We start from the raw sequence: 16227 nt of genomic DNA on the forward strand, positions 1-16227 counted from the left end.
GCTCCCCCGCGGCCCCGTCGCCCGCGGGCCCCGGGCGTTCCCGCGGCCGGGGCGGCCTTGGGGGGTGCGCCGTTGGCGGGCCGGCCGGCGCCGGGCCGGGCCGCCCCCGGGGCGTCGCCGGACGCCGCCACCCGGCCGCAGGGCGAACCCGGAGCCGGGGACGGTGCCGATGCCCGGGACCTCTCCTGGTCCGTGCCCGGCCCCGCCGGGAACGTGGACGGCATGGACGCGGCCCCCGGCCCGTACGGCCAGCCGGACGACGGCTTCGCCGACGGCCCCCGGGAATCGTCCCGGTCCGTGCCCGGCCCCGCCGGGAGCGCGGACGCTGCCGCCGCCCCCGGGCCGGACGGCGGCTCCGCCGACGGCGAGCGCGACGGCGATGACGCCCCGGAACCCGCCCGGTCCGTGCCTGGCCCCGGCCTCGGTGACGGGGTCGTCGAGGTCGTCGCGCGGGCCGTGGCGCGGATGGAGGAGGACGACACTCAGGACCTGCCCCGGGTCGGGGCCGTGCGCGGGGTCGCGGTGACCGAGGTGCCCGTGCACCTGCCGTTCCGGGGCGCGGCCCAGCCCCAAGAGGCCCAGCCCCAGGAGGCCCAGCCCCAAGAGGCCCAGCCCCAGGAGCCGCAGCCCCAGCCGCGCCCGTCGCGAGCGCAGGCCGAGGCTCCGGCCCGCACGGGCTCCGCCCCCGGCCGCCGCGTGCCCCGCGGCGACGACCGGCTGCGCGAGCACCGCGGCCCGGTGCTGCCCGGCTGGATCGGGGTGGCCGTCGGCGGGATCGCGCTCGCCGGCTGCGCGGTCGTGCTCTGGCGGGCCGGGGCCGTCCCCGACGCCCTCGCCGTGGCGTTCGGCGCCGAGCCCCGCCCGTACCGCGGTCTGCAGGCCCGGTTCTGGCCCCCGCTCGCCTTCCTCGGCGTCGTCGCCCTGCTCGCCCTCGGCGGGCTGGGCCGGGGCCGCGCCGGGCACGCCTGGGTGCTCACCCTCTTCGGCCGCTACCGCGGCACCGTCCGCCGCTCCGGCCTGACCTGGATCAGCCCCCTGCTCCTGCGCCGCCGGGTCGACGTCCGGCTGCGGCACTGGCGCAGCGAGCCGATGCCCGCCGTGGACTCCGGCGGCCTCGCGCTGCAGGTCGTCGTCCAGGTCGTCTGGCAGGTCAAGGACACCGCCCGCGCGACCCTGGCCGTCGCCGACCACGTCGACTACCTCGCCGAGCAGGTCGAATCCGCCATGGCCCGCGTCCTGTCGCAGCTCCCCGCCGACGCCTTCCACGAGGACGCCCCGACCCTGCGCGACGCCGAGGCCGTCGGCGACGCGCTGACCCGGATGCTGGCGGCCGAGACCGAGGCCGTCGGGGTGGAGGTGTTCTCGGCGCAGCCGACGCGGATCGAGTACGCCCCCGAGGTCGCGGACGCCATGCGCCGCCGCCGGGTCGCGGCGATCGACGCCAAGCACCGGGACACCGTCCTGACCTCGGTGGTCGACGCGGTCGACGACACCGTCCACCGCCTCACCTCGCGCGGGATCGTCGAGCTCGACGACTACGAGCGCAAGGCTCTGGTGAAGGACCTGACCGTCGCCTTCTACACGGGCCGCTCGGAGTAGCACCGGTCCCGCCGGCGACGCCGGCCACAGCAGTGCTCGAAGAGCGGGTGGATCCGGTTGGACCGGACCACCCGTTCTTCCCTTGGTCTGGACATGGCCAACTCCCGTCAATACTGTGGGACTTGGTCTAGACCTGAAGAGTTTCGCGAACGGGCCGCGCCGGCGAAAGTGCCGGCACGGCCCATCCCCACGCGTGCGCACGCTCTCGCCGAACATCCCCCCACGTTCAAGGAGCATCATGCGTTCCTTCCGCATACCCAGAACCCGGCAGGCCGCCGCCACCGCCGTCGGCCTCGGAGTCGTCGCCGCCCTCGCGCTCGTCACGGCCCCCACCGCGAGCAGCCACGGCTACACCGACACCCCCATCAGCCGCCAGAAGCTCTGCGCCAACAAGACCGTCTCCGACTGCGGCCCCATCCAGTGGGAGCCCCAGAGCGTCGAGGGCCCCAAGGGCTTCCCGGCGGCCGGCCCCGCCGACGGCCGCATATGTTCGGCCAACCACACGGAGTTCGCCCAGCTCGACGACCCGCGCGGCGGCGCCTGGCCCGCCACTCCGGTGACCAGCGGGCAGAGCTACTCCTTCCGCTGGCAGTTCACCGCGAACCACTCGACGACCGACTTCCGGTACTACGTCACCAAGAACGGCTGGAACCCGAACAAGCCCCTGACCCGGGCCGACCTCGACCCGCAGCCCTTCCTCACGGTCGCCTACAACGGCGCCCGCCCGGCCATGACCACCGTCCACCAGGGCACCATGCCGAGCGGCAAGACCGGCCGGCACCTGATCCTCGCCGTCTGGACGATCAACGACACCGTGAACGCCTTCTACTCCTGCTCCGACGTCCAGTTCTGACCGCCGGAACTCCTCGCGGCGTTCATTTCTGACTGAACGTCAGCTATTCTCCGGCGGCATGCGGACGACGACACCCGAAACCGTCGCGGAGCTCATCGCGCGCCAATGGGGCGACCACCGGCCCGGCCTGAAGCACGCCGAAGGCGTCCTCAGCCACCACCGGACCGCCCGGGAGGCCGCGACGCGCGCCGCGCTCCTCGTCGACCTGCTGCCGCCGGGGGCCGAGCCGCACATCGGGGTGCTGCTCGACAACACCCCCGAGTTCCCGTTCTGGCTCGGCGCGGCGGCCCTCGCCGGGGCCGCCGTCGCCGGGATCAACCCCACCCGGCGCGGCCCCGAGCTGGCCCGCGACATCCTGCACACCGACTGCCGGATCCTGGTCACCGAGCGCGCGCACCTGCCGCTGCTCCGCGGCCTGGACCTGCCCGGCGTACGGCTCCTCGTCACGGACACGGAGGAGTACGAGGCCCTGCTCGCCCCCTACGCCGGCGCGAAGCCCGGCGAGGCGGTCCTCGGCGCGGGGCCCGGCCCGGCGTCCCGGCTGCTCCTCTACTTCACCTCCGGGTCCACCGGCGCCCCGAAGGCCGCCATCTGCACCCAGGGGCGCGTCGCCGGCGCAGGGGCCTCGCTCGCACGGCACTTTTCGGTCACCCCGGACGACGTCCACTACATCTGCATGCCCCTCTTCCACGGCAACGCCGTCATCGCCGACTGGCTGCCCGCCCTCGCCGGCGGGGCCGCTGTGGCGCTGCGCCGCCGCTTCTCCGCCTCCGCGTTCCTGGACGACGTACGGGCCTACGAGGCGACGTACTTCACCTACGTCGGCCGGGCCGTCCAGTACCTCCTCGCCACCCCGCCCCGCCCCGACGACCGCACGCACACCCTGCGCCTCGGGTTCGGTACCGAGGCCGGCGCGGTCGACGCGGCGCGCTTCGCCGAACGCTTCGGGGTCCGGCTCGTCGAGGGGTACGGGGCCACCGAGGGCGGCGCCTCCGTCCAGCGGACCCCGGACACCCCGCCGGGCGCCCTGGGCCGCGCCGGCGCGGGCGACGACCTGGCCGTCATCGACCCGGAGACGGGCCGGGAGTGCCCGCCGGCCCTCCTCGACGCGCAGGGCCGGCTCCTCAACGGCGCCGAGGCCATCGGCGAGCTGGTCAACAAGGGCCGCAGCCTCTTCGAGGGGTACTGGCGCAACCCCGACGCGGAGGCGGCCCGCACCCGCGACGGCTGGTACTGGACCGGCGACCTCTTCTTCCGCGACGCGGACGGCTTCCTGTACTTCGCGGGACGCACGGACGACCGCCTGCGCGTCGACAGCGAGAACCTGGCGGCCGCGGTGATCGAGAACATCCTGGCCCGCTGGGCACGGGCGGCCGCCGTCGCCGTGTACGCGGTACCGGACGAGGTGGCGGGCGACCAGGTCATGGCGGCCGTGGCCCTGCGCGCGGGGGCGGTCTTCTCCCCGGAGGGCTTCGAGGCCTTCCTCGCCGTCCAGCCGGACCTCGGCACGAAAATGGCCCCGCGCTACGTGCGGATCGTCGACGCCATGCCGACCACGGCGACGAACAAGGTCCAGCGGAGCTCCCTGCGGCGGGAGGGCTTCGACACCCCGGACCCGGTCTGGTGGCGCCCGCCGGGCGAGTCCGGCTACCGGCCGCTGGGCCCCGCCGACCGGGCGGCCCTCCTGGCCTCCTACGAGGCCCAGGGGCGGGCCGAACTGCTGGGCCGCTGAGCCGCCGGACCCATTGGTTTTGAGCACCCCGAACGAGCAGGTAGTATTTTCTCTGTCAGCAGGCGCCGCTAGCTCAGTTGGTTAGAGCAGCTGACTCTTAATCAGCGGGTCCGGGGTTCGAGTCCCTGGCGGCGCACCTGTCCTTCGGGCGGTTTCCGGTTCACCGGGAACCGCCCGAAGTGTTTTCCGGGCCGGTCGGGGGCGATCGAAGCCGGATCGGGCCTCGGGGGACAGGGCCTGCCGGATCGATCCTGCCGGGCCCTGCCCGGCAGGACCCGCCGCCTGACCGCCCCGCCGTCCGCCGCTCAGAGGGTGAGCGACAGCAGCAGCGGCGCGGCCTTCCGGTTCAGGGCGTCGGCCGCGGCCCGGAGCCGGTGGGCGTGTTCGACGGGCAGCGACAGGGCCAGGCAGCCCACCGAGGCTCCGGCGGTGATCGGGACGGCCGCGCAGACCGTGCCCACCGCGTACTCCTGGAGATCGAGCACGGGAACCGTGGCCGGCTGGCTGTCCAGCTTCGAGAACAGGATCCGCTCGTTCACGATCGTCTTCGACGTCAGCCGGGCGATCTTGTGGCGGGACAGGTGGTCGCGCCGCCCGTTCTGGTCCAGCTGGGTCAGCAGGCACTTGCCGACCGCGCTGGCGTGCGCCGCGGAGCGGAAGTCGACCCACTCGTGCACCTTGGGCGTGCGCGGGCTGTCCGCGAACTGCGTGATGCGCACTTCGCCGTCCACGTACCGGCTGATGTAGACCGCCGCTCCCACCGAGTCCCGCAGCCGGTCCAGGGTGTCCTGGAGCTTGTCCTGCAGGGCCTGCTGGCGGTCCACGCCGGAGCCGAGGAGGACGAGCGAGTCCCCAATGGCGTAGGCGCCGTCGGACACCTGCAGCACGTACCCTTCGCGGCGCAGCATGAGGAGCATGGGAGCGAGATGGACCGCGGGCAGGCCGGTCTCACGCGCGATCTGTACATCGGTCACGCCGCCGGTATGGCGGGCGACCGTTTCGAGTACGCGCAGGGCGTACTGCACCGAGTGGAACGGCGCGGTCGGCTCGGGCTTCAGCGCCACGGTTTCCCCCTAGCAGGTTGTTACCGCTTGCTCTCACACGATAGCCATCAAGAGGCCCACGTGGAGCGCCTGTTGATGAGATTGGTGGCTCAATCACATCGCCCTGCCTGGATCTACTCCTCTGGCATATGCCAAGGTCACGCGCGGTGTCCGACTGCGCCGGGAATGCCCGGCCCGCGCCCGCGGTTCGAGTTCTTCGTACGCACGGTCGAGCGGAGCGGGAGCGACGATGAGTGACAGCGGAGACGTGAATCGACAGGAGGGTGATGCGATCCACGGCACCGCCCGCGGCCGGGCCCCGGTCCCGCTCTCGGTGCTCGACCTCGTCACCGTCGGCGTCGGCAGCACCGCCCACGCCTCCCTGCGCACCAGCGTGGAGATCGCCCGGCTCGCAGAGGCCCGCGGCTACCACCGCCACTGGGTCGCCGAACACCACTCCATGCCCGGCGTCGCCAGCTCCTCCCCGGCCGTGATCCTGGCCCACCTCGCCGCCCACACCTCCCGCATCCGGCTCGGCTCGGGCGGGGTCATGCTGCCCAACCACGCCCCGCTCGCGATCGCGGAGCAGTTCGGCACCCTGGAGGCCTTCGCCCCGGGCCGCGTCGACCTCGGACTCGGCCGCGCGCCGGGCACCGACGGGCACACGGCCGCCGCGCTGCGCGGGCCCGGGCGCCGCGACGAGGCCGTGGACGAGTTCCCCCGGCAGCTCGCGGAGCTGATCCGCTTCCTGGACGACGATTTCCCCGACGGGCACCCGTACGCCCGCGTGCACGCCGTGCCGGGACCCGTGCAGGGCCCCGCCGGGCGGCCGCCGGTGTGGCTGCTGGGCTCCTCGGGCTTCAGCGCCCGGCTGGCCGGCGGGCTCGGCCTGCCCTTCGCCTACGCGCACCACTTCTCCCCGGCCGGGACGCTGCCCGCCCTCGACCTCTACCGGCAGTCGTTCCGGCCCTCGGCCGTCCTGGACGCCCCGTACGCCCTCATCGGGGTGGCGGCCCTCGCCGCCGACACCGAGGGCGAGGCCCGCGCGCAGGTCATGACGGGCGCGCTGTCGATGCTGCGGCTGCGCAGCGGGCGGCCCGGGCTGGTCCCGACGCCCGAGGAGGCGGCGGCGTACCCGTACACGCCGCTGGAGCGGGAGTTCGTGGATGACCGGCTCTCGAGCGTGGTCCACGGGACCCCGGACGAGGTCCGCGCCGGCCTCGACGAGCTGGCGAAGCTCACCGGCGCCGACGAGCTGATGCTGACCGCCAACGCCCATGGCGGGGAGGCGCGGTTGCGCTCGTACGGGCTCGTCGCAGATGCGTACGGGATGCCCGGGGAGGACCCCGAACGACTCTGATCGCAGGCGAACGGGGTTTGGCTGGTTTGTTGCCGAAACCTTGCACGGGGATGGCCGGAGGCACTCGAAAACTGCTCGTCACCTGGGGTGGCGGGCAGTTTTTGGTTGGGGCCCACGCCTCTGACTAGGGCAATTGTCCCGGGAGTGGTCTAGTCCTTCTTTGGTCCAAACCATTGACGCGGACCTGGAGTGATCGCTATCACTTCTCCCACCTGATGTTGTTGCTTCCCCCTCCCACCCCCCGGAGGCAGTTCATGCACATCCGTAAACCCCTCATCGCGGCCGCCGCCACGGCCGCGCTTGCAGCCGGAGCGCTGGCCACCTTCGCGGGGCTCGGCACCGCCTCGGCGGCCGAATCCTCGACCACCGCCGGTGCCGGCAACGTCAAGATCGCTTACTACGACCAGTGGAGCGTGTACGGGAACGCCTTCTATCCCAAGCACCTCGACACCCGCGGCATAGCGAGCAAGCTGGACGTCATCAACTACTCGTTCGGCAACATCCACCCCACCGACCTCACCTGTTTCGAGGCGAACAAGGCGGCGGGCGACGACAACAACCCCAACGCCGGTGACGGTGCGGGCGACTCGTACGCCGATTACCAGAAGTCCTTCAGTGCTGCCGACAGCGTCAGTGGTGTCGCCGACAAGTGGGACCAGCCCATCGTCGGCGTCTTCAACCAGTTCAAGCAGCTCAAGGCCAAGTACCCGAACCTGAAGATCAACATCTCGATCGGCGGCTGGAGCTACTCGAAGTACTTCAGCGACGCGGCCAAGACCGACGCTTCCCGCAAGAAGCTCGTCTCCTCCTGCATCGACCAGTACATCAAGGGCAATCTGCCGGTCGAGGGCGGCTACGGCGGCGTGGGCAGCGCGGCCGGCATCTTCGACGGCATCGACATCGACTGGGAGTACCCGGGCTCGTCCGGCGGCCACCTCGGCAACCACTACGCCGCCGAGGACAAGCAGAACTTCACGCTCCTGCTGAAGGAGTTCCGCACCCAGCTCGACGCGTACGGCGCGGCCAACGGCGGCAAGAAGTACCTGCTGACCTCGGCCCTCCCGGCCGGCCAGGACAAGATCAAGTACATCGAGACGGACAAGATCGGCGCGTACCTCGACTACGCGAACATCATGACGTACGACATGCACGGCGCCTGGGACGGCGACGGGCCGACGTACCACCAGTCCCCGCTGCTGAACTCGGCGGCCGACCCGACCGACGCGATCGCCCCGGGCACCGAGAAGTACAGCATCAAGAACGCCATCGACTCCTGGATCGACGGCAACGCGGCCTACGGCATCGCGGGCGGCTTCCCCGCCAACAAGCTGACCCTGGGCTACGAGTTCTACTACCGCGGCTGGAAGGGCGTGCAGCCCGGCACCACCAACGGCCTCGCCCAGCCCGCCACCCAGGCCTCCGGCGCCCGCCCGACCAGCCAGCAGGCCGGCATCGCGCTCTACAAGGAGCTCGGCGGCATCGTCGACAACCCGGCGACCACCTTCTGGGACGACCAGGCCAAGGCCTCGTACTTCTTCAAGGACGGCGAGTTCTTCACCGGCCTCAACCAGAAGTCCATCCAGGCCCGGGTCGACTACGGCAAGCAGCGCGGCCTGGCCGGCGCGATGATGTACTCCCTGCTCGGACTGGACGCCAACGCCACGCTGCTGAACCAGATCTCGGACTCCCTCGGCGGCACCACCCAGCCGCCGACCACCCCGCCGACCACGCCTCCCACCACCCCGCCCACGACGCCCCCGACCACGCCGCCGACCACGCCTCCGACGACGCCGCCCACCTCGGGCTGCCCCGCTCCGGCCTACGTCCACGGCACCGTCTACACGGGCGGCAACGAGGTCTCGTACAACGGGCGCAAGTACAAGGCCCAGTGGTGGACGCAGAACGAGGTGCCCGGCACCACCGGTGAATGGGGTGTCTGGAAGGACCTCGGCGCCTGCTGATCTCCCCCCACCCCGCGCCGAGCGCCGACCGCCCCCGCCCCCTCACCAGGGGCGGGGGCGGCCGTGTTCCGGCGGGGGGCCGGCGGGTCGGGGCCCGGCCCGGCGGCTCTCAGAGCCCGCTCGGCCGGGCCGCGATCATCTCGGCGATCAGTTCCGGGGCCACCGCGCGCGAGTACAGCCAGCCCTGGCCGGTGTCGCAGCCGACGCGGCGCAGCCGGGCCGCCTGGCCGGCCGTCTCCACGCATTCCGCCGTCACCGTCAGGCCCAGCCGGTGCGCGAGCTGCACCAGGGCCTCGACGATGGTCTCGTCGGCCGGGTTCGGGTGGGAGCCCTCCTCGTAGCGGAAGCCCCGGACGAAGGAGCCGTCCAGCTTCAGCACCGAGACCGGCAGCCGGCTGAGGTAGGCGAGGTTGGAGTAGCCGGTGCCGAAGTCGTCGATCGCGATCCGCACCCCCATGTCGCTCAGCGCCTGCAGGGCCTGCAGCGGCCGTCCGGCCGAGCCCATCACCGCCGACTCCGTCAGCTCCAGCTGGAGCAGCTGCGGGGCCAGCCCGGTCTCCGAGAGGATCTCGGCCACGTCGCCCACCAGGTCGGAGTCCCACACCTGGCGCACCGCGACGTTGACGGACACGAAGACGGGGGAGTCGCTGGGCTGCTCGATCTGCCAGCGCCGCGCCTGCCGGCAGGCCGTGCGCAGCACCCACCGCCCCAACTGGACGATGGAGCCGTCCTCTTCGGCGATCCCGATGAACCGATTCGGCGTCAGAGTGCCGAACTGCGGGTGGTTCCAGCGCACCAGGGCCTCCACCCCGCGCACCACCCCGCTCTCCAGATCCACCAGCGGCTGGTACTCCAGCGTGAACTCGCCCCGCTCCACGGCCGGTCGCAGGGTCGAGGACAGGGCCTGGCGGGTCATGCGGTGGGCGTTGCGCTCCGGGTCGAAGAGCGTCCAGCGGGCCTTGCCGTCCGCCTTGGCCCAGTACAGCGTGGTGTCCGCCGCCTGCATCAGCCCGGTCGCGGAGGTCCCGTCGGAGGCCCGCTCCACCACCCCGATCGACGCGGAGACCGACAGCCGCTGCCCGGCCAGGTCGAACGGCTCCTGTACGGCGGCCAGGACGCTGCGCGCCAGGTCCGCGAGCTGCTCGGTGCCGGTGGAGTCCTCGACGAGCAGGGCGAACTCGTCCCCGCCGAGCCGGGCCACGAGGTGCCCGCCGGCGCGCCCGTAGCCGGACTGGTCGGCGCACCGGGTCAGCCGGGCGGCGACGGCGGTCAGCAGCCGGTCGCCGACCCGGTGGCCGAGGGTGTCGTTGACCGCCTTGAACCCGTCGAGGTCCAGGTAGCAGAGCCCGATCCGGCCGGTGCCGCCCTGCTCGTACGAGGAGGCCTCCAGGGCGGCGGAGAGCCGCTCGAAGAACAGTGCCCGGTTGGGCAGCCGGGTCACCGGGTCGTGCATCTGGAGGTGGCGCAGCCGGGCCTGGAGGTCGCGCCGGTCGCTGATGTCGGCCACGGACAGCAGTACATCGCCGCGGCCGGTCCCGGGGACGGGCCCCAGGGTGACCTCGGTCCACAGCGAGTGCCCGTCGGGGTGCTTGAGCCGGCGGGTGCAGCGCAGCCGGGCCTGCCGTCCGCGCAGCACCTCCTGGTAGGCCTGCCAGGTGCGGGCTTCGGAGGCCAGGTCCACCAGGTCGGCGGCGGACCGTCCGGCGAGGTCCAGCGGCTCGGCGCCGAGCAGGCCGGCGAGGGCCCTGTTGGCCGAGACGACGTGGCCGGTGCGGTCGATGACGGCCATGGCGAGGTGGGCCGCGTCGAAGGCGGCCCGGTAGTCGGCCCGGTAGTCGACCTGGTTGTCGGTCCGGTTCTCGGCGCGGTTGTCGGGCCGGTGCTCCACCACTCCTGAGTGACGCTGCGTCATGGCCGATCGGATGCTGTCGGCCGCCGAACCGGTTCCTTCTGAGGTTCCGCTCACCGTTGGCTCCCGCAGTGCGTGTGAGTGTCCGTGCAGGAAAGTGTGCCGATCATAGAGGCTGCCGGACGGCCCTATCCAGCGGCGTCGCCGTGTGGGACGCGGGAGTTCGGTGTGATGACGGATCGTCGGCACCGAACCGCGTGATCGTTTCCGCACGGCTCTGAGCATGCTGCGCCCGACGCTGATCCGACCTGATCGGTCGTGACGTTCCGTAGGCGGGTGCGTGAACCCCCGCGTCACCGGCTTGCCCTAGTGCTCACTCGTGTGGGGCAGCGGAACAGGGCATTAATAAGACAATCGCCCCAAGGTGGATGAAGAGGGATCAATCCACCACCGGAGGTCGATGTGCCGCGACAGCAGACACCCGGGGGAGTGGACCGCTCCCGCATGCGACCCACGGCGGCGGCGCTCACTTCCCTGACGGCGCTCGCCGCCATGTCGCTCGTCGCGGGCCCCGCGGTCGCCTCGCCCGGAGCCGGACCCTGCGCGCTGACCCGCACCGCGGCCCACCACTCCCTGGGCCTGGACAGCTGGAACGGCGCCTACCCCAAGCCCGAGCGCACCCTGAACGCGGTCATGGTCTTCCTCTCCTTCCCCGACCACCGCACCACCCTCACCACCGAGCAGCTCACGGGCGACTACTTCCCCGCGACCAGCGACTTCTTCGAGCAGGCCTCCTACGGCCGGTTCCGGCTGGTGCCCCACCCGCAGAAGCGGTGGATCAAGATGCCCAAGCCGTCCACCGCCTACGGGATACAGCGCGACTGGGCCCCGGCGGACCGGGCCTCCTACCTGCGCGACGCCGTCGCCGCCGCCGACCCGGAGGTGGACTTCTCCCGGTACGACGTCGTGTACTTCGTCGCCGACCCGGAGGCCCCCGGGGTCGACTCCGACGCCACCAAGGTCGTCAACTTCGACCGCCCGATCACCGCGGACGGTACGGAGCTGCGCCGCATCGTGACGGTCTTCGAGAAGCATCCGCCGGACCGCAACGTACTGGCCCACGAGACCGGGCACGTCTTCGACCTGCCCGACCTCTACCACCGGCCGACCGACGGCAAGGGGGACTGGGACACGTACGTGGGCGACTGGGACGTCATGGGCAGCCAGTTCGGGATGGCCCCGGACCTCTTCGCCTGGCAGAAGTGGAAGCTGGGCTGGCTGGACGCCTCCCAGGTGGACTGCGTGCCGTCCGGTTCCTCCCTGCACACCCTCCAGCCGCTGTCCCAGGCCCCGCCCCGGGGCGGCACGGGCGGCACCCGGCTCGCGGTGGTCCGTACGGGCACCGGCAGCGCGATCGCGGTCGAGGCGCGGGGCTCCGCCGGCAACGACGGGGACACGTGCACCGAGGGCGTGCTCGTCTACCGGGTCCGCAACGAGGCGGCGTCGGGCGGCGGGCCGATCGAGGTGGTGGACGCGCATCCGGGCACCGAGGCCTGCTGGGACCGGTCGGTGTACCCGCCGCTGGCGGACGCGCCCCTGGAGGTGGGGGAGACGTTCACGGTGCCGGGGGAGCGGATCACGATCGAGGTGGCGGACCGCACGCAGTCGGGCGCCTACACGGTGAAGATCACCAGGTAGTCCGGGCGCGGGGTGCGGCCGCGAGATCCGGCCGTGCGCGGGCACACGAAAAAGACCCCCACTTGCGTGGGGGTCTTTCTCCGTCTGTGCGCCGCCAGGGACTCGAACCCCGGACCCGCTGATTAAGAGTCAGCTGCTCTAACCAACTGAGCTAGCGGCGCTTGGTGACGAGGAAGACATTAGCACCCCGACCGCCGATCGGAAAAATCGATATCCGCAGCTCGGGTGGCACGGACGAGCGCCCACAGCAGGGCCTCGGGTCCGGGCAGCCAGGGCAGCCTGGTGTCGGGCGCCACGAGCCACCGGGACGGCCCGGGAGCGGCGGCCAGCGGGGGCACGGTGACCGCGTCCCCGGGGCCGTGGCAGAGCGGGGCGGGCGCGGGGGTGCTCCACTCCTCCCAGGCGAGGAGGGCCGGGAGCCGGTGGGCGGTCCCGGGGGCGGCGAAGAGCAGCATCCGGCCGCGGTGCACGGCGGCCGGGCCGGAGCCGGGGCCCTCGGCCCAGAGCAGGTCGAGCATCCGGCGCCCGAGGACGACCGGGACGTTGACCACGTCGAAGGCGGTGCCGCAGGGCAGCACGGCGGGCGCGGTGGGCCGGGCCTGCCAGGCGGCCAGCGTGCCCTCGGGGTGCGCGGACGCCGAGGAGAGCCAGGCGGCACCGGCCGGTGTGACATGGGTCGCGGAGGTGGTCGTCCGCACGTCGAGGGCGGGACAGCCGGTCAGGGTCGTCATGCTCAAGGTCTACCGGCTGTAGCGGACCGGTCCCCGGGAGTTACGGGAAACCGGGACAGGCCGGGTGTTGCTGGGGTATGTTGCGCCCCGCATATGCCAGTGGTCGGACCCGGAGCGCCCGCCGACCGGATCCGCCGTGCCGGCGGCCGGACCCGCCCCGCCGGCTCAGGGGCCGTCGGGTGCGGTGCCCCGGAGCAGGGACTCGCCGAACTCGATCATCTTGCGGGCGTAGTCCTCGGTCCACTCCGCCTGCTCGGCGATGGCACCCGCGGACAGCCGGTCGAACCGCCGCGGATCCGCCAGCTGGGCCGCCGCCACCGCCTGGAACTCCACGGCACGCTCCTGCGCCGCCCGGAAGGCCAGCGTCAGCTCCGTCGCCCGGGTCAGCAGTTCCCGGGGGTCGTCGATCGATTCGAGGTCGAAGAAGTGCTCCGGGTCCGTGACGGTCTCCGGCGGCTCGAAGAGCAGCTGCGCGGGCCGCAGCCTGCGCTGCGTCCGCTCGGGCTCTGCCATGCGTGTCCTCCTGCTGCACGTGGGAAAGTGGTGGGCCGAAAAGCTTCCGGGCCACCGTCCATTGTCCAACGTCGCGCAAGATGGCCAGAAGAGCGCCCGCGCGCGGGCGAATGCGGCTAGAACATCCGTATGGCCGATGGTGTGCACGGGGAACTGGACCGGGTCTGCGACGAGGGCATCGAGCAGGTGATCGGCTGGCGCCGGCACCTGCACCGCAATCCGGAGCTGCCGAACCGCGAGGCCGCCACCGCGCGGCTCGTGGCGCGCGAGCTCACCGCGTTCGGACTGGACGAGGTGCGGACGGGCATCGCCGGGCACGGCGTGGTCGGGGTGCTGCGCGGCGGCCGCCCCGGCGACCGGGTGGCGGCGCTGCGGGCCGACATGGACGCGCTGCCCGTCCCCGACCGCTGCGGTGCGGAGTTCGCGGCCGCCGGGCAGGCCTCGCACGCCTGCGGCCACGACTGCCACACCGCGATGCTCCTCGGAGCGGCGCGCGCACTGGCCGACGTACGGGTGCGGGAACTGCTGCCCGGGACCGTGCTGTTCGTGTTCCAGCCCGCCGAGGAGGGCCCGCCGGTCGGCGAGGAGGGCGGGGCGCGGCTGATGGTGGCCGAGGGGGCCTTCGCCGACCCGGTCCCCACCATGGCCTTCGGGATGCACGTCACCCCGCACCCCAAGGGCTGGGTGGGCTACCGCTCCGGACCGATGTACGGGGCCTCCTGCCTGGTCCGCGTCACCGTCACCGGCCGGCAGTCGCACGCCTCGTCCCCCTGGCAGGGCGTCGACCCGATGCCGGCCGCCGGGGCGCTGCTGACCGGCATCGGCCAGCTCTACCGGCAGGTCTCGGCGTTCTCGCCGGTCACCGTGTCCATCGGTCACATCGAGGACGTCGGCCGGTACAACGTCATCGGCGAAACGGTCACCCTGTGGGGCACGATCCGGTGCGCCGAGGAGCGGGACATGCCCGAGGTCAAGCGCCGGCTGACGGCCCTCGCCGAGCACACCGCGCGGGCCTACGGGGCGGAGGCGACCGTCGAACTGCTCCAGGACGTGCCCGCCGTACGCAACGAACCGGCCTGGGTCGAGGCCGCGCTGCCCACCCTGCGCCGGGTCGCGGGCGCGGACCGGGTGGTGGAGGTCGGCGGCACCCTCGGCTACGACGACGTCTCCGAGCTCATCACCCGCTTCGGCGGGCTGTACGTGATGCTCGGCGTCCAGGACACCGCCCTGGACCCGGCGAGCGGCGACCCCGTAGCCGTCCCCGGCGGGCGGGGCCTGGTGGGCAACCACCACCCCGCCTTCTACGCCGACGACGCCACCCTGGCCACGGGCGTACGCCTGCACGCGCACGCCGCGTACGACCACGTGACGGGGGCGCTCGTCGCACGCTGACCGGCACCTCCGCCGGGGCCGCACCGGCCGGGCGGAACGCTCAGCTGGTGAAGTAGCCGGCGTCGAGCCCGATCCAGCCGGTGAACTGGCGCTGGTCGTAGAGGCACAGCGATCCGTCGGTCAGGATCTCCCAGCGGACGGTGAGGGAGTCGGAGACCCCGGCGCCGGTGGTGACGCCGACCATGCCCTGGGTGCGGTTGGGGCGGATGTGCGGCGGGAGGGTGAGGATCTTCTCGCCGTTGGTCCACGGGGCGCCGTCGATGCGGGACAGCCGGAGGTGGAGGTCTATGCGATTGCCCAGCTGGCGGTACTGGGGAACGTAGTTGGCGGAGTTGGGGGTGTAGACGGCGGTGTCGTAGTCCAGGTTGGTCCACGGGACGTGGTCGCCCGTGCCGTCGGTGGTGCTGGTGATGCCGTAGAGGGCCATGCGACGCGGTCCTGGTTCTTGGGTGGCGAAGCCGAAGACGAGCTGGGGCCCGTCGGGCGTCGAGCGGACGGTGATGGATTCGGTCTCGCGGTGGGACAGGCCGAGAGCGGTGGCGTTGAACCGGCGCTCGATCATCTTCCCGGTGGTGATGTCGTAGACGTTCCACCAGGAATTGCCGGGCGCCGGGTTGGTGGTCCCGTAGGCGTTGCCCTCGTTCTGATAGACGAGGTCCCCGGCCAGGCACCAGGCTTGGGTGCGGTAGCAGGCCGGGAAGCCGTACAGCGGCGTGAAGACGCGGCGCTTGAAGGCCTCGAGCTCGTAGACGCGGTACTCCTCGGCGCCGTGCGCCCCGTGGCGCACCCCGATGCGGCCGTGTGCGACATCAAGGGAAGGGGTGACGCCGGAGGACCCCGGGACGGGGTCGAACACCTCGATGAGACCGCTTCCCGCGTCGACGACGGCTCCGGGAGTGAACGCCAGACGGCCGATGCGCTTGCCGTAGGCGAAGCCGGTGGCGACGGGGTCGGCGTCGGTCTCCAGCCAGAGCCAGGGACGGCCGTCGACGTTCTCCACGCCCAGTGCGCCGCCGTGGCCGAAGCCCCTCACGTACATGGCGGCGCGGACGGTGCCGTCGGGAGCGAGCTCGTTGACGCACAGGTCGCCCCGGCGATCGCGCTCGACGCCCGGTACCGGGGCGGGCTCGTCGGCCAGCTGGCGGCCGTCGCTGATGAGCTGTGTCGCATAGGCCAGGCCGGTCACCGGATCGAAGGCGACCTGCTGGTGCACCCTGCCCTGGGTGAGCCGGATCTCCCGGCCGAACAGATCGACGGGCTCGGCCCGCAGGTCGAACCGGTGCCGCGCGTGCAGCACCGACCCGGGCTGCTGCGCGGCGGCGGGGCTCGCCGAGAGGGCGGCCTGACGGCCGGCCGCTCGTGCGGCTGTGGCGGGGGCGATGACCGGGAGGGCGGCCGCGGCGGCCACGGTGGTCACGGTGGTCAGAACGGTGCGGCGGGTCAGCGACACACAAGCTCCTTTCTCGGAACACCACTTGTGCGGTCGGATGACCTTG

General features: G+C 72.6%; 11 protein-coding genes, 2 tRNA genes and 1 pseudogene. 8 read left to right on the top strand and 6 right to left on the bottom strand.

Annotated features, from left to right (window positions below; genetic code table 11):
- Positions 1–72 precede the first annotated feature (72 nt).
- From ACWGDE_RS04245 to ACWGDE_RS04260, 4 genes are all read left to right on the top strand, one after another.
- Positions 73–1599: an SPFH domain-containing protein gene (locus ACWGDE_RS04245; protein ID WP_453387440.1), complete on the top strand. Its 1527-nt coding sequence runs from the start codon at positions 73–75 to the stop codon at positions 1597–1599.
- Between the two features lie 238 nt (positions 1600–1837).
- The gene (locus ACWGDE_RS04250; protein WP_453387441.1) at positions 1838–2452 is read left to right on the top strand and encodes a lytic polysaccharide monooxygenase auxiliary activity family 9 protein; all 615 of its coding nucleotides are present in this window, start codon (positions 1838–1840) and stop codon (positions 2450–2452) included.
- A 58-nt stretch (positions 2453–2510) separates the two neighbouring features.
- Positions 2511–4184: an AMP-binding protein gene (locus ACWGDE_RS04255; protein ID WP_453387442.1), complete on the top strand. Its 1674-nt coding sequence runs from the start codon at positions 2511–2513 to the stop codon at positions 4182–4184.
- A 62-nt stretch (positions 4185–4246) separates the two neighbouring features.
- Positions 4247–4320: transfer RNA gene (locus ACWGDE_RS04260), tRNA-Lys, on the top strand.
- A gap of 169 nt (positions 4321–4489) precedes the next feature.
- Here the strand turns inward: ACWGDE_RS04260 and ACWGDE_RS04265 are convergent.
- Entirely contained in the window at positions 4490–5248 is a 759-nt protein-coding gene (locus tag ACWGDE_RS04265; protein WP_453387443.1) for an IclR family transcriptional regulator, read from the bottom strand.
- 229 nt (positions 5249–5477) lie between these two features.
- Here ACWGDE_RS04265 and ACWGDE_RS04270 point away from each other — a divergent pair, with 229 nt between their 5' ends.
- Both ACWGDE_RS04270 and ACWGDE_RS04275 read left to right on the top strand, forming a co-directional pair.
- Entirely contained in the window at positions 5478–6587 is a 1110-nt protein-coding gene (locus ACWGDE_RS04270) for an LLM class flavin-dependent oxidoreductase (protein ID WP_453387444.1), read from the top strand.
- Positions 6588–6841: 254 nt separating this feature from the next.
- A complete protein-coding gene (locus ACWGDE_RS04275; protein WP_453387445.1) occupies positions 6842–8548 on the top strand; it encodes a glycosyl hydrolase family 18 protein in 1707 nt (568 codons plus the stop codon).
- Between the two features lie 109 nt (positions 8549–8657).
- On the opposite strand, the gene ACWGDE_RS04280 is transcribed toward ACWGDE_RS04275, so the two are convergent.
- Positions 8658–10460, bottom strand: coding sequence for a putative bifunctional diguanylate cyclase/phosphodiesterase (locus ACWGDE_RS04280; RefSeq protein ID WP_453387446.1), 1803 nt, complete (start codon positions 10458–10460; stop codon positions 8658–8660).
- 441 nt (positions 10461–10901) lie between these two features.
- Here ACWGDE_RS04280 and ACWGDE_RS04285 point away from each other — a divergent pair, with 441 nt between their 5' ends.
- Complete coding sequence (locus ACWGDE_RS04285; protein ID WP_453387447.1) at positions 10902–12095, top strand: M6 family metalloprotease domain-containing protein; 1194 nt, start codon at positions 10902–10904, stop codon at positions 12093–12095.
- Between the two features lie 87 nt (positions 12096–12182).
- Here ACWGDE_RS04285 and ACWGDE_RS04290 read toward each other — a convergent pair.
- The 3 genes and pseudogenes from ACWGDE_RS04290 to ACWGDE_RS04300 form a co-directional block, all read right to left on the bottom strand.
- Positions 12183–12256, bottom strand: a tRNA-Lys gene (locus tag ACWGDE_RS04290).
- Positions 12247–12826: pseudogene (locus tag ACWGDE_RS04295) on the bottom strand (bifunctional DNA primase/polymerase). Before ACWGDE_RS04295 ends, ACWGDE_RS04290 begins: the two are co-directional and overlap by 10 nt.
- A gap of 165 nt (positions 12827–12991) precedes the next feature.
- A complete protein-coding gene (locus tag ACWGDE_RS04300) occupies positions 12992–13339 on the bottom strand; it encodes a hypothetical protein (protein ID WP_453387448.1) in 348 nt (115 codons plus the stop codon).
- Between the two features lie 129 nt (positions 13340–13468).
- Between ACWGDE_RS04300 and ACWGDE_RS04305 the strand changes: the two genes are divergently transcribed.
- Positions 13469–14731, top strand: coding sequence for an amidohydrolase (locus ACWGDE_RS04305; RefSeq protein WP_453387449.1), 1263 nt, complete (start codon positions 13469–13471; stop codon positions 14729–14731).
- A gap of 40 nt (positions 14732–14771) precedes the next feature.
- On the opposite strand, the gene ACWGDE_RS04310 is transcribed toward ACWGDE_RS04305, so the two are convergent.
- Positions 14772–16181 (bottom strand): phage baseplate protein, encoded by a 1410-nt coding sequence (locus tag ACWGDE_RS04310; RefSeq protein WP_453387450.1) that lies wholly within the window; start codon positions 16179–16181, stop codon positions 14772–14774.
- Positions 16182–16227: the final 46 nt, after the last annotated feature.

It is taken from the genome of Streptomyces sp. NPDC054956, assembly GCF_053609185.1.

Coding starts and splice junctions, on each gene's coding strand:
- ACWGDE_RS04250 (WP_453387441.1), top strand. CDS start 1,838: ATGCGTTCCTTCCGCATACCCAGAACCCGGCAGGCCGCCGCCACCGCC.
- ACWGDE_RS04255 (WP_453387442.1), top strand. CDS start 2,511: ATGCGGACGACGACACCCGAAACCGTCGCGGAGCTCATCGCGCGCCAA.
- ACWGDE_RS04270 (WP_453387444.1), top strand. CDS start 5,478: ATGAGTGACAGCGGAGACGTGAATCGACAGGAGGGTGATGCGATCCAC.
- ACWGDE_RS04275 (WP_453387445.1), top strand. CDS start 6,842: ATGCACATCCGTAAACCCCTCATCGCGGCCGCCGCCACGGCCGCGCTT.
- ACWGDE_RS04280 (WP_453387446.1), bottom strand. CDS start 10,460: ATGACGCAGCGTCACTCAGGAGTGGTGGAGCACCGGCCCGACAACCGC.
- ACWGDE_RS04285 (WP_453387447.1), top strand. CDS start 10,902: ATGCGACCCACGGCGGCGGCGCTCACTTCCCTGACGGCGCTCGCCGCC.
- ACWGDE_RS04300 (WP_453387448.1), bottom strand. CDS start 13,339: ATGGCAGAGCCCGAGCGGACGCAGCGCAGGCTGCGGCCCGCGCAGCTG.
- ACWGDE_RS04305 (WP_453387449.1), top strand. CDS start 13,469: ATGGCCGATGGTGTGCACGGGGAACTGGACCGGGTCTGCGACGAGGGC.